At 30.4% G+C, this 14,488-nt stretch carries 13 protein-coding genes; 1 reads left to right on the forward strand and 12 read right to left on the reverse strand.

All coding sequences use genetic code 11. The features are described from left to right. Window positions 1-11 precede the first annotated feature (11 nt). The 11 genes from clpP to JK634_RS11355 form a co-directional block, all read right to left on the reverse strand. Window positions 12-611 carry an ATP-dependent Clp endopeptidase proteolytic subunit ClpP gene (clpP, locus tag JK634_RS11305; protein ID WP_202767751.1) on the reverse strand — a complete coding sequence of 200 codons (600 nt, stop codon included), beginning with the start codon at window positions 609-611 and terminating at the stop codon, window positions 12-14. A 181-nt stretch (window positions 612-792) separates the two neighbouring features. Beyond that, window positions 793-2,082: a trigger factor gene (gene tig / locus JK634_RS11310; RefSeq protein ID WP_202767752.1), complete on the reverse strand. Its 1,290-nt coding sequence runs from the start codon at window positions 2,080-2,082 to the stop codon at window positions 793-795. A 148-nt stretch (window positions 2,083-2,230) separates the two neighbouring features. Beyond that, entirely contained in the window at window positions 2,231-3,058 is an 828-nt protein-coding gene (locus tag JK634_RS11315) for a hypothetical protein (protein WP_202767753.1), read from the reverse strand. Between the two features lie 277 nt (window positions 3,059-3,335). Next, window positions 3,336-3,497: a hypothetical protein gene (locus JK634_RS11320; RefSeq protein WP_202767754.1), complete on the reverse strand. Its 162-nt coding sequence runs from the start codon at window positions 3,495-3,497 to the stop codon at window positions 3,336-3,338. A gap of 433 nt (window positions 3,498-3,930) precedes the next feature. Further along, a complete protein-coding gene (locus tag JK634_RS11325; RefSeq protein ID WP_202767755.1) occupies window positions 3,931-5,130 on the reverse strand; it encodes a murein hydrolase activator EnvC family protein in 1,200 nt (399 codons plus the stop codon). Window positions 5,131-5,512: 382 nt separating this feature from the next. After that, entirely contained in the window at window positions 5,513-7,246 is a 1,734-nt protein-coding gene (locus JK634_RS11330) for an NADH-dependent [FeFe] hydrogenase, group A6 (RefSeq protein ID WP_202767756.1), read from the reverse strand. A 15-nt stretch (window positions 7,247-7,261) separates the two neighbouring features. Beyond that, a complete protein-coding gene (locus JK634_RS11335) occupies window positions 7,262-9,154 on the reverse strand; it encodes an NADH-quinone oxidoreductase subunit NuoF (RefSeq protein WP_202767757.1) in 1,893 nt (630 codons plus the stop codon). Window positions 9,155-9,168: 14 nt separating this feature from the next. Continuing rightward, complete coding sequence (locus JK634_RS11340) at window positions 9,169-9,651, reverse strand: NADH-quinone oxidoreductase subunit NuoE family protein (protein ID WP_202767758.1); 483 nt, start codon at window positions 9,649-9,651, stop codon at window positions 9,169-9,171. A 288-nt stretch (window positions 9,652-9,939) separates the two neighbouring features. After that, a complete protein-coding gene (locus tag JK634_RS11345; RefSeq protein WP_207753623.1) occupies window positions 9,940-10,461 on the reverse strand; it encodes a peroxiredoxin in 522 nt (173 codons plus the stop codon). 156 nt (window positions 10,462-10,617) lie between these two features. Next, window positions 10,618-11,844: a TcaA 3rd/4th domain-containing protein gene (locus tag JK634_RS11350; protein ID WP_202767759.1), complete on the reverse strand. Its 1,227-nt coding sequence runs from the start codon at window positions 11,842-11,844 to the stop codon at window positions 10,618-10,620. Between the two features lie 15 nt (window positions 11,845-11,859). Continuing rightward, a complete protein-coding gene (locus JK634_RS11355) occupies window positions 11,860-12,183 on the reverse strand; it encodes a hypothetical protein (RefSeq protein WP_202767760.1) in 324 nt (107 codons plus the stop codon). Window positions 12,184-12,468: 285 nt separating this feature from the next. Here JK634_RS11355 and JK634_RS11360 point away from each other — a divergent pair, with 285 nt between their 5' ends. Beyond that, window positions 12,469-13,233: a histidinol-phosphatase HisJ family protein gene (locus JK634_RS11360; RefSeq protein WP_202767761.1), complete on the forward strand. Its 765-nt coding sequence runs from the start codon at window positions 12,469-12,471 to the stop codon at window positions 13,231-13,233. Window positions 13,234-13,289: 56 nt separating this feature from the next. Here JK634_RS11360 and JK634_RS11365 read toward each other — a convergent pair whose 3' ends face one another. After that, the gene (locus JK634_RS11365; protein ID WP_202767762.1) at window positions 13,290-14,474 is read right to left on the reverse strand and encodes a DegT/DnrJ/EryC1/StrS family aminotransferase; all 1,185 of its coding nucleotides are present in this window, start codon (window positions 14,472-14,474) and stop codon (window positions 13,290-13,292) included. Window positions 14,475-14,488: the final 14 nt, after the last annotated feature.

Below are 14,488 nucleotides of genomic sequence, written 5' to 3' on the forward strand. Positions count from 1 at the left end.
CGGCAGTTAAATTATTTATCTTTAACTACTTCATTTTTTCTAATTACCTTATCGATTAAACCATAATCACAAGCTTCTGGAGCAGTCATAAAGTAGTCTCTTTCCACATCTTGTTTGATTTTATCTAAAGACTTACCAGTGTTCTCGCTTAGTATTTCATTTAAAGTATCTTTTATCTTTAAGATTCTTTTTGCATGAATATCTATATCAGTTGCTTGCCCTTGGAATCCTCCTAAAGGTTGGTGAATCATTATCTCACTGTTTGGTAGAGCAAATCTCTTTCCTTTTGCTCCTGAAGATAGTAAGAATGCACCCATTGATGCTGCCATTCCTATACAAATAGTACTTACATCTGGTTTAATGTACTGCATAGTATCATAAATAGCCATTCCAGCTGTAATTGATCCTCCTGGACTATTTATATATAAATAAATATCTTTATCAGGATCTTCACTTTCTAAGAATAGTAGTTGTGATACTATTAAATTAGATGTAGTATCATTAACCTCACCACTAAGCATTATTATTCTATCTTTTAATAATCTAGAGAATATATCGTAACTTCTTTCTCCTCTACTTGTTTGTTCAATAACATATGGCACTAAACTCATTTTAATCCCTCTCTTTCTTTGTTCAATCACCTTTTATTAATATATCCAATTTTTAAGAAAAGTAATTATATTTATATATATATAATTAAATTATATATAACTTTTCCTCATTTGTTAATTAGTTATGTGAAAATAATTGCCAGAAAAAAACTTCTGGCAATTTCATCTTACTATTATTTTATTATTTTACTTTAACATTTTCAACTAATAATTTAACAGTTTTCTCAATTACTGTATCATGTTTTAAAGCTGAAACTTGAGATTTTAAAATTAAGTCTGCCATTTTTTCAGCATCTCCAGCTGAATACATTTTAGCAACTTCCATTGCTTTCTCTTTTAATTCTTCTTCAGTAGCGTCTATAGCTTCTTTCTTTGACACTGCTTCTAATACTAAATCAGTTTTAACTTTCTTAGTTGCTGTTTCTTTCATATAGTCTTTCATTGATTCTTCAGTATTACCTGTGAATTGATAGTATTGTTCTAAAGTTAATCCTTGATATTGTAATCTTTGTTCTAAATCTTTAATCATAGATTCTAATTCCTTAGTAATCATTGCTTCTGGAATTTCTACTTTAGCATTATCAACCACTTTATTAATTACAGCTTCTTCGAATTCTTTCTTTTCTCTTTCAGCATTTGCTTCTGTTATGTTCTTTCTAACATCATCTTTAACTTCAGCAATTGTATCGAATTCTGAAACTTCTTTTGCAAATTCATCATCTAATTCTGGTAATTCTTTTACTTTAATTTCTTTAACAGTTACTTCGAATTTTGCAGGCTTTCCATTTAAATCTTCTTTTCCGTAGTTTTCTGGGAATGAAACATTAATATCCTTGCTTTCTCCAGCTGCTAAGCCTACTAATTGATCTTCGAAATCTCCAATGAATGTTCCTGAACCTATTTCTAATGAATAGTCTTTTCCTTCTCCACCTTCAAAAGCAACTCCGTCTATGTATCCTTTAAAGTCAATAACTGCTATATTTCCTTTTTCAACAGTTCCTTCTGCTTTAGTTTCTACTCTTGCATTCTTTTCTTGCATAGAAACTAATCTCTTATCAACTTCTTCTTCTAATACTGGGTAAGAAACTTTCTCTACTTCTACACCTTTGTATTCTCCAAGTTCAACTTCTGGATATACAGTTACTTTTGCAGTATAAACTAAATCTTTTCCTTCACCAACTTCAACAACATTTATTTCTGGAAAATCAACTGGTGATATTTCATTATTTTTTAATGCTTCTGGATATGATTCATCCATAGCAATATTTATTGCATCTTCAAGTAATGCTTCTACTCCATAGTATTTTTTTACTATTTGCATTGGTACCTTTCCTTTTCTGAATCCAGGTACATTGAATTTCTTTTGATTCTTTTTAAACGCTTTATTTAAAGCTTCGTTGAACTTAGCAGCCTCAACTCTTATTTCAAGCTCAACAACATTAGTTTCTATTTTTTCCATTTTAACTTCCATTACTTTTCCTCCTGATTTTCTCGCCTTTAGAAAATAGTTATTTTAACTAGGTTATTATATCATAGATACTTTAAAATTATCAAATATTTTAGAAAAACTTTCTAAAATTAAATATTTAATCATTTTTTACTATATTATTTCTTATTTACTATTGTGGTGTTACATTTCCATCTGGCATTAACAGTGATGTATTATTATCAATAGCTACTTGGATTCCACCATCTTTTAAATTGCCAAGAGAAACATTTTTGCCTTTTAGATTCCAAACAGCTTTATGCTCTCCAGTCCCTAAATCAATTATCCAAACGTAAGTATCCAATTCGCCAGTCCCGAAATAGGGAAGTTGACTCAAGTATGCAATATGTGAATCATCTATAAATCTAGCATCTTTGCACCATACATATCCACTGTAGGTTGATAACATTTTATCTTTTGGAAATGACTCACCTTTACTAGTTACATATTCTGGCTTTGTTATTACAGTTTCTTTACCATCTGTATTATAAGTTTTAATGTCTTGTGTTAGATTATCCATAACAAGTATCAACTTTGATGATGGGTTAATTTCAGCATTTCCGGCATTTGATGAACCTGAAACAAATTTATATACTCTATTGCTTCCATCCCCCTCATATATAGCTTTTAATACTTCTCCATTTGAAAGTTTAATATCCATTGATTTTTCTTGAACAGCTTCTTCTTTATTAGTAGTAGTCGGCTGATTTGTTTCAGCTGAATTACTTTCCTGCTTTGTTGTATCTTCCTTAGTAGAATTCTTATCTGCTTCTTTATTCTTATCTTTAGCAAATATTGAAGTTATGCTATTTTTTGCGTAGGATAAAAATTTAATTGCCTTAGTGTTAAAAATAACACCTACTGACACTAATAATATTATAATTATTGAAAAGATAATTGTATTTCTTCTTCTCTTCATTTTTCTTTCATATTCTCTACTAAAAATACTTGGCTTTCCCAAAGTTATTCCCTCCTAGCTGTTACTCCTAACATGTATATTATACCTTATAGATATAGAAATACTAAATATTTTTCTATTTATATATATTGCATTAAAGAATTTACATACCACTTCAACTCTTAGACGTTTCAACTAAGAGTTACACCATGAGATGTAATATGATTTTTGCATTATATTAATTAAATTCTCTTGATATTAATATCAAAGATTCCTAAGTTTGAATTAATTTGGAAATGATAATTTACAATTTATCATCCCTATCTATCTATATTGTAATCTATCTCTTTTTACTTTTGCAACAACCACCTGAAGAACAACCACAAGAAGCAGATAGTCCAAGTTCCTTCATTTCTTCTAACGTTAGATTCACAACATTTTCAGTCATCTCTTCATAATCTGGAGTATCCTTAAGCAGAGATTTTCTTTCAATATTTATCATATTTCCTCCTGAAATTTCAAATTTTTTTTAACTTTATACTTTAAATTCATTACCTTTCTTTAAATATTTTACCCTAATTTCATATAAATTCATATTTTTTTATTGAAATTGTTGATTTTAATGAAAAAGTTAGTATAATTAAAATTGTAATTATAATTAAACACTTGTTAATGGATATTATACTAACCCTAAAGATACATATCTACAATTGTTTAATAACCCACACCAATCTAATGATTTACATTAGAATTTATTAAACCCCACACAGTTCATTTATTCCCTTTCTTAAATGAACTTAGCTTTCCTGTGCATTAGTTTGTACAGGAATATTTTTTTACTCATTTAAAGAATTTATAACATTTTAAAGTTTTAAATAATCTTATATTTTTTTATAAATAACCCCCAAAATGTTTGTCCATTTTGGGGTTTATTATTATAAACTCAAATAGTTTGCTGGATTAACAGGTACGCCATTTATTCTAATTTCAAAATGAAGATGAGGTCCTGAACTAAGTCCAGTACTTCCCACATATGCTATAACTTGTCCTTGTTTTACTTGTTGCCCTACAGATACTATGTAATTTCTTGTATGTCCATACATGGTTTGTTGGCTATTTCCATGATTTATTACTACCATATTCCCATAAATAGAATTCGTCTCTGCTGCAACAACTGTACCATCCTTTGCTGCTACTATAGGAGTTCCTAATGATGCCCCTAAGTCAACCCCCGTATGATTACTTGGTTTTCCAGTTACAGGATGTATTCTTGGTCCAAATGGACATGTAACAGGTCCAGAAGTAGGTCTAACAAACCCTTGTGAGTTGCTTGAACCCACATTTCCAGTATTCCCTTTATTTAAATTTGCAATTGCATTATCTAATTGCTTTTGAATATCCTGTTCCCTTGATGCTAGTTCATTATACATCTTTTGTTTTTGATCCTTTAAATTTTGTAATGAACTTTTGTCTGCTTCTAACTTATTCTTTTCATCTACATATACCTTTTGAGCATCAACAACCTCTTGCTGCTTTGTAAGTACCTGTTTTTTTTGATCATCTAAAACAGATTGTTTTTCCTCTAAATCAGCCTGCTCTGATGAAAGAGCTTTCTTAGCCTTGTCCACTTCTTCAATAGTATTTTTATCTGTTTCTATTATCTTGCTTACAGCCATGAATTTTGAAATAAAGTCTCCAACATTTCGACTTTGTAGTAAAACTAAAAATAATTCACCCTCATAATTACTTTTGTACATATTCCTAAGTCTGCTAGCCAAAAGCTTTTCTTTTTCTTCCTTTTCTTTTGTCTTTTTCTCTATATCTTGTTTTTTAGCATCAATATCCTTCTGAACTTTAGTTAAGTTACCTTGAATAGAATTGATTTGTGATTGTAAGTCATCTATTTTACCTTGATACGAGTTTACACTTTGTTCAGTTTGACTCAATTCAGAATTTTTCGCATCAATTTGATCCTTAACACCTTCTAAATCCTGAGATGCTTTATTTTTATCATTTGTTATTGCATCTTTTTGTTGCTGCAATGAGTTAACAGTCTCAGCATGTACATAATTTACAGGGATTATAGCTACTCCTAGAATTAAACTAATACTTAATGCTACTATTTTCTTTGCCATTCTTTACCCCCCAAAAATTTCACTCTCCATATATTATAACAAAAAGATTTATATTTTTCACATTATTCGATAAGTTTTAATTAAATTTAATATTTTATACGATTTTTTGTCTAATTAAATCATTTATAAATTTATTCTTTCCTTTTTATCAAGGTATGTTGTAGCCCAATATCAATGTTGTTAATCATTTCTTAATATACTTATAATACATTCTTAATGTAATTACCTTATACTATCTGTAGCACCCTAGGTGCAATTTCCATACTTTTTAATTATCACATACATTTTATAGAGGTTCTACTTATATGTAGGCCTCTCTTTTTTCTTCAAAAAAAGAAAATTCTCTGATATTAAATTCAGAGAATTTTCTATTAAAATTTATTTATCTACTAATATAATGTGTGTGCAATATTTCGTGGGCCTTTTCACTATTAGGTTTGATCAAATAGCTCTTATATACTTTCTTTATCATTGGGTTCTCATGAGATTTTCTTATTTTTTTGTCCAAGTCTTCACTATATAGAACCTCAGCTCTCTTCCTTAAGATATCTCTATTTCCCCTTATGAAAGGCTGACCCCCTCCATCAATACAACCAAACGGACACGCCATAACTTCGATCATTGAGTATTCATTGGTTCCATCTTTGATTGATTCCATAAGCTTTCTTGCATTTCCTAAACTACTTGCTACTGCTACCTTTAATTCTAAATCCCCAATTTTAACTTTGGCGCTCTTTATACCCACAAATCCTCTAACAGCTTTAAACTCTATATTTTCTAAAGTTTCTCCTGTTACCCATTCATGTGCAGTTCTTAATGCCGCCTCCATTACTCCACCAGTATTACCAAAAATAACTCCAGCACCACTTGATTCACCTAATGGATTATCAAAGTCTTCATCTTCAAATTCTTTCAAATCTAATCCAGCACTCTTTATCATGCTGCTCAACTCTCTAGTAGTTATTACTATATCTACATCTCTTATTCCATTAACTTCTAATTCTTCTCTGCTGGCCTCAAACTTTTTAGCTGTACAAGGCATAACAGATACTACTATCATATTTTTAGGATCAACACCTATTTTCTCAGCTAAATAACTCTTTGCAATTGCTCCGAACATCTGTTGAGGAGATTTACAACTTGATGGTAAGTTTAAAAATTCTCCATAATTATGCTCTAGGAACTTAATCCAACCTGGGCAGCAACTAGTTAAAAGTGGTAAGTTTTTGTTTTCTTTTATTCTATTAATTAACTCAGTAGCCTCTTCCATAATAGTTAAATCTGCAGCAAAATCGGTATCATATACTTTTTTAAATCCTAAAGCTTTAAGTGCTGATACCATTTTACCAGTTACATTTGTTCCTGGCTTAAATCCAAATTGCTCTCCTAATGAAGTTCTAATAGCTGGTGCAGTTTGAACTATTACATACTTATCTTCATCATCTAGAGCATCCCATACTCTGTCTTCATCGTTTGCCTCTCTTAATGCGCCAGTTGGACATACAGCAACACACTGACCACAATTAGTGCAATTTGTATCTGCTAATGGTTCTAAGAAGGCAGTGGACATAATTGTGTCAAAGCCTCTTGAAACAGGACTTAATACATTCACTGTTTGAATATTGTTGCATACACTCACACATCGTCTACATAATATACATTTATCAACGTCTCTTGTTATAGCAACTGAGGAGTAATCCGTTGGAACTCTATTCATTTCTCCTTCATATCTAATATCTCTTATATTTAAATCAGAGGCTATTTTCTGAAGTTCACATTTCAAGTTCTTTTGACACTTTAAGCAGTCTTGAGGGTGATCTGATAATAGTAACTCAACTATAGTTTTTCTTGCATTTGCCACCTTTTGAGTATTAGTTTTAACAGACATATAAGGTGACACTGGTGTAGAACATGCTGCGGCTAAGTTTTTCCTTCCATCAACCTCTACAACACAAACTCTACAGGATGAAGTACAACTTACATGTTCTCCATCTTGAAGCCTCAAATGGCAAAGTGTTGGTATTTCAATATTTAATTTTCTTGCAGCTTCTAAAATAGTAGCTCCCGGTTGTACCTCAACAACTTTTCCGTTTATAGTTAATTGAACTAATTCCATATCTCTCATCTCCCTCTAAACCAAGTCAATGGCTTTTACTGGACACCCTTCAAAACAAGTTCCACATTTAATACATTTATCTTCATCTATGAAATGTACTTCCTTCAATTTTCCTGATATACACTTAACAGGACATAATCTACTGCATTTTGTACATCCTATACATTTATCTGTTATCTTGTATCTAACTAGCTTTTTACATTTTCCTGCAGGACATCTCTTATCATTAACATGAGCATCATACTCATCCATAAAATATGTCATAGTACTCAATACTGGATTTGGTGCAGTTTGCCCAAGCCCACAAAGAGAAGTATCTTTTATTATTTTTGAAAGATCTTTAAGCTTTTTCAAATCATCTTTAGTTCCTTTTCCTTCTACTATTTTATTTAACATCTCTAAAAGTCTTTTATTTCCTACTCTGCAAGGAGTACATTTTCCACAGGATTCATCAACAATAAATTCTAGATAGAATTTAGCAATGTCAACCATACAATTATCTTCATCCATTACTATCATTCCACCAGATCCCATCATAGAGCCTATTGCATTTAATGATTCATAATCTATAGGCAGATTTAATAAAACAGATGGAATACACCCTCCTGATGGCCCTCCTGTTTGAACTGCTTTAAATTCCTTATTATTCTTTATTCCTCCCCCTATTTCGTAAATAATTTCTTCTAGGGTTATTCCCATTGGAACTTCCACAAGCCCTACATTATTGATTTTTCCTGCTAAAGCAAAAACTTTAGTTCCTTTTGATGTATTAGTTCCTATTGAACTAAACCAAGCAGCTCCATTGTTAATAATTGCAGGAACATTAGCAAATGTTTCAACATTATTAACTGAAGTAGGCTTCTCAAAGAGTCCTTTTTCAGCTGGGAAAGGTGGTTTAGTAGTAGGTTCTCCCCTTGACCCTTCTATTGAATGCATCAATGCAGTTTCTTCTCCACAAACAAAAGCTCCTGCTCCATATCTTATATCTATATCAAAACTAAAATCACTACCTAGTATATTTTCTCCTATTAATCCAAGCTCCTTTGCCTGCTTTATTGCTATCATAAGTCTATGAACCGCTAATGGATATTCAGCTCTAATATAGATAAAACCCTTGCAAGCACCTATTGCATAACCAGCTATAGCCATAGCTTCAATTATGTTATTGGGGTCTCCTTCTAATATAGATCTATCCATAAAAGCACCTGGATCCCCTTCATCTGCATTACAAATTATATATTTTATTTCGTCCTTAGATGCCCTTGCAAAACTCCACTTCTTTCCTGTAGGGAAACCTCCACCACCTCTTCCTCTTAGTCCAGAATCAGTGATTTCCTTAATTACATCCTCAGGAGTCATCTCTGTGAGTACTTTACCTAGTGCTAAATAACCTTTTGCAGCTATATATTCATTGATATTTTCTGGATTTATTACTCCACAATTTCTTAGTGCTATTCTTTTTTGCTTTTTATAAAAACTCATTTCATCTTGTCTTTTAACTTTTTGTTTTAAAGTTGGCTCTTCATATAATAATCTTTCTACAACATTACCATTTATGATATGTTCTCTGACTAATTCCTCTGCGTCCTCTGGTGTTACATGAACGTAAAATGTATTGTCTGGCATAAACTTAACTATAGGTCCTTTTTCACAAAATCCAAAGCACCCAGTCATTTCTACATTTACCTTATTAGAAAGATTGTTTTTTTCAACCTCTTCCTTAATATTTTTAATTATTTCATCTGCTCTTGCAGATTTGCAACCAGTTCCTCCACACACCAATATATCAATTTCATGTTCACTTTTGTGCTTTTCAATATTGTTTTCATCGGAGGTTCTTAAACTCAAAAGCTTTTTACATTCTTCATGGAATAGCTTTAATTCCGTATATGATTTTATCTTATCCATCATATATCCTCCACCTATTCAACATATTCTTGAATTAATCTATCAACGTCTTTTCTATTAAAATGTCCATATACTTTTCCATTTACTGAGACTACTGGAGCTAACCCACAAGCACCCACACACCTTAATGTATCTATGGTAAATTTACCATCTGCTGTAGTTTCACCTTCATGGATTCCTAACTTCTTTTCAAATTCCTCTAATACCTCGCCTGCTCCTCTTACAAAGCATGCAGTTCCAGTACAAACATTTATTACATATTTACCCTTTGCAGTTGTTGAGAAGAATGAATAAAAAGTAACAACTCCATATACCTTTGAATATGGTAAGTTTAGTTTTTCAGCTACAAACATCTGCACTTCTTTTGGTAAATACCCAAAAATCTCTTGAGCCTTGTGTAAGATAGCGATTAATTGTGATTTACTAGAGCCTTGCAATTTAATAAATTCGTCAAGTTCATTATATTTTTTTTCTGATAATTCATTTGAACAGCACATATACTCACTCCTTCCATAACTATATATTTGACATCTACCAAATAATTCCTGCTAATTTTTTCACAATTATTTGAATTTTCAAACTTTTTCACTTTACATTTTATTTTGAACCTTCTCTATATAGAATAAACTTTTAAAAATAAAAAAAGAAAAGGCATTTTTTTATAAATACCTTTTCTTTCAAAACATTTTATATATAATGCATTAAAGAATTTACATGTTACTTAGGACTCTTAGACGTTTAAACTAAGAGTTCCATGAGATGTAATATGATTTTTACATTATGCACTATAATGTATCTTGTCCTTCTTCCCAATTAATTGGGCAAAGTCCATTAGTTTTAAGTGCTTTTAGCACTCTAATAGCTTCCTTAGTATTTCTTCCTACATTCTTATTATGATAAAGTGCATATTGTACAATCCCTTCTGGATCTATTATAAATAGCCCTCTTAAAGCTACTCCTTCTTCTTCAATAAGTACGCCTAAATCTCTAGATAGGCTCTTAGTGATATCAGATGCTATTGGGAAATTAATTTTTCCAAGACTACTTTCTATCCATGCTTTATGTGAGTGAACACTATCGACGCTAACTCCTAAAATCTCTGCATCTTCTGACTTAAATTCTTCTATAGCTTGTGAGAATCCAGTAATCTCTGTAGGACATACAAAAGTAAAATCTAATGGATAGAAAAATAATACTAACCATTTTCCTTTATAATCCCCTTTGCTTACGCTAATAAAATCACTTCCATCACCTTTAACTGCTTCAAGCTTAAAATCAGGTAACTCTCTGCCTACTAATCTTTCCATAATAATACCTCCTATAACTGTAAAATTGTCTAACACAATTAAAGCACATATTATTTATTTTGTTAAACAGCAAAATCCCTGATTATAGCAATATATCTTCCTGTAGATACTATATACTCCATAATAATACTTATTGATAATTATTATTAATTAATATTATATATTGTTTATACTCTTTATTATCCACTTATTATCTTTATATTCACATGTAGTCATGAAAGTCTTTTCTTTCTTCTCTTTATTTATTGATATTCCAATAAAATCTTTTCCTGTACTGTATTCTATTTTAACTTTTACATTTCCAGAGTAGACTTTACCATCAAAGTTAAAGGAATCCTTCTCTATTTCGCAATCAATTTTATCCATGCTATATATATTTTTTAATAAAAAGTATTTCTTCGTTAAATCTGAATATAATAAAAACTTCTGATCTTCTGAAACATTTTCTATAAGATTGCTGTCTTCTTTATTTAATGCATTTATAACACTTTCATAAAAGCTAGTTACATTCTTAGTTATATCTTGTTCAGCCTTATCATTTATCATCTGAATTTTTGGTGTTATCTCTGGAAATTTCCCAACTTCAATTTCTTCACTTTGAATTTCTCCCCAAGGGAATGTGAATTTAAAATACAATTTATTTTTCTCATCAATTGGGAAAAAACTATAATTTTTAATATCCTTAACTGTTTTATTAATATCTTTATTATTAATATAAACTTCTCCTTCTTGATATGGGGAATTTATTATTGTTATTGCATTTCCTTGAAGTTCAAAATCTACTGATTCATCCTTGAATAATGATATTTCCTTGCTACCCTTAGCTTTTCCATAATCATCTCCAGCTATAGCATTAATCGTATATATTCCTGGGAGCTTATCTTTAATGATCAATGGTTCATCACTTTTTGTATTGCCAACATCTTTGCTATCTATATCTATTTCTGATGGATAATTTGTACTTATCTTAATTTGAAATCCTTCTGACTCCAAATAATATCCTTCAAAAATTAATTTTTTCTTATTCTTCAATGTAATCCCCAAAGCTTTTCCATTATCTTTAATATTCTTGATAAATGCATCCCCATTCTTTTCTCTTGATAAATAATCTAACAGTGGCTTTACTTCCTCGCTTGTGACCTTCTTACCATTTACCGTTATTAATGAGGAGAATTTCTTAACATCATTGTTAGCAATAGATTTTTCCAAGGAATTAAGAAAGTACTTTTCTGTACTTCTGCTATACTGAGCTACATAAATAAGTGATATTAAAATTATCGCTATAACTGGAACTATCACCTTATAATATTTTTTAAAAACTACTATGCCTATGTCTTTTCCATGTAGGATATAATTTTTAAAGTTTATTAAATACTTCCTCATTTTACTCTCCCTAACTTACTCCAAAATATCTATCATCCATTTTTCACACTCAACACATTTATATATTCTTATTACAAATAACTCTAAATTTTCAGGTTCAGAGTCTAATTCTTCAGTTAATAGGAATTCATCTTCTTCGTTAATGAATCCTTTTATTTCTGCAAAATAATTCTCTTTTGTTTGGAAACAACAGTCATTATTATCTACACAACTTATTTTTTCTAAACTAAGCGCCTCTTGGAATTCCTGTATTATTGGTATTATATCCACATATTCTGAATAATCATCCTGAAACTCCTCTTTATAAAACTTTACTCCATCAATTTCAAATAACAACATTTCTACACTGCCTTTCTTTTCTGATTTATTATCTATAATACCACAAATTTCATTAATCTTTATACATTCTTAAGCTTTTTTTAACTAAGCTTTAAGGTTTTTGTAACCTTTTTATAAGGTATTCAATGTATAATATGTATATAAGATTTAATTTTCCCTATAATTTAATGGAGTTCTGAGTCCCCTCTCAGAACTCAAAGAAGCTCCTTTTGGGGCTTTTTTTATTGTATATAATTATATAACTAGTATGATATAATCTAATTATTAAGAATTAGGAGGAAAATAATGATTTTTGATAACCATATGCACACTATATTTTCTAGCGATTCTAAAATGAAAATTGAAGAAGTTATAGAAGAAAGTAAAAATAAAAATCTTGCTGTTACTCTTACTGAACATATTGATTTAGATTTTCCTGATCCTGCACTATTTAGGTGCGATGTACCTAAATATATTAAAACCTATGAGCCCTATAGATCTGAAATACTTAAACTAGGAATTGAGATAGGACTTAATTCTTCATTTGTTAGTGATTATACCAACATAATTAATTCAAATCCCTTTGATTACGTTATTGGCTCAGTTCATATGGTAAATGGTAAAGACATTTATGTAGATTTTTATAATCCTGAAAAAAGCAAAGATGAACTTTATATAGAATATTTAGTTGCTATGGAGAAGCTTGTTGACTCATTTGATTGCTTTGATGCACTTGGTCATATCGATTATGCGTGCCGCTATGCTCCTTATGAAGATAAAGAAATCCATATAGAATTGTATGGTGAATATATTGATAATGTTTTAAAAAAGCTCCTATCTAAAGATAAATTGTTAGAACTAAATACAAGAATGTTACATGAAAAAGAAAGATATATATCTTTATATAAAATTTTTAAAAGATATAAAGATTTAGGCGGTAAATATGTAACCTTAGGTTCGGATGCTCACGGAAAATCAGCAATTGGTGTTAATTTTAAAGAAGCTAATGAGCTAATTACATCTATTGGACTTAAGGCTGTTCACTTTAGTGAACGTAAATTAGAATATTAACTAAAAGACATCCTTAAGAACTATTAATTCCTTTAAGGATGTCTTTTTTATGCAATTTATTTTATTTCATTTACTATTTTTACAACTTCTTTTGCAATATAATCAGCATCTTCTAATTTTAATGTTGAATATACAGGAAGTGTTATTTCATTTTCATATTGAGCATATGCATTTGGATAATCCTTGATATCTAATCCTAAGTTTTTATAAAGAGTTAGCATTGGAAGTGGTTTATAGTGTACATTTGTTCCAATACCTAATTCAGCTAATCTATAAATTAATAGATTTCTCTTAGTCTCATCAAATCCTTTTATTCTCAAGGTGTATAAATGATATGAAGATTCTGTTCCCTCATCATTCTTACTTGGCGGTAAGATTGCCCATTCATAATCTTTTAGTATATTAGAGTAGGTATTAAATATATCTGCTCTTTTTCTTAGCATATCTTCATATCGAGTAAGCTGAACAAGACCAATAGCTGCACTCATGTCTGTCATGTTGCATTTAAATCCATCAGTTACAATATCATATTCCCATGCACCTAGCTTTGTTTTAGATAGAGCATCTTTTGTTTGTCCATGAAGGGATGTTGTCTTAAATTCTTTAAACAAATCTTCTATTCCATAAAAATTATTATTATTAAAAGTAAGTGCTCCTCCCTCTGCAGTAGTTAAGTTCTTTACTGCATGGAACGAAAAGCTGTGGAAATCACATTGTCCTCCAACCCTCTCACCTTTATACTTTGCTCCAAAGGAATGGGCTGAATCACATAGAATTACTATATCTTCTCTCTTTTTAGCTTTTAATATTTCTTTTATTGCATCATAATCGCATGGGAAACCGCCTAAATCCACTGGCATTATTACCTTAGTTTTAGGTGTTATAGCAGCTTCTAATTTATTTAAATCCATAAAAAATGAATCTTTTTCAACATCAACTAAAGTTGGAATAATTCCTCTATGAACAGCAACACTTGAAGTAGCTGTATATGTATATGGTGTTGAGATAATTTCATCTCCTGCTTTTATATCAAGTATCTTTAAAACTAATTCCATTGCTGCAGTAGCTGAATTTAGGGCAACTGCCTTATTTACTGATAAATATTTTTGTATCTCTTCTTCAAACTTCACAAGCTTTGGGCCTGATGTGATCCAACCTGATCTTAAAACTTCTGCAACAGCCTCAATTTCGGCTTCTGTTATATCTGGCGGCGAAAATGGTATACTTTTTCTGTTATCCATCTTGTTATTCTCCT

Origin of the sequence: Clostridium paridis (genome assembly GCF_016765615.1) — a bacterium.
Lineage (GTDB): Bacteria > Bacillota > Clostridia > Clostridiales > Clostridiaceae > Clostridium_T > Clostridium_T paridis.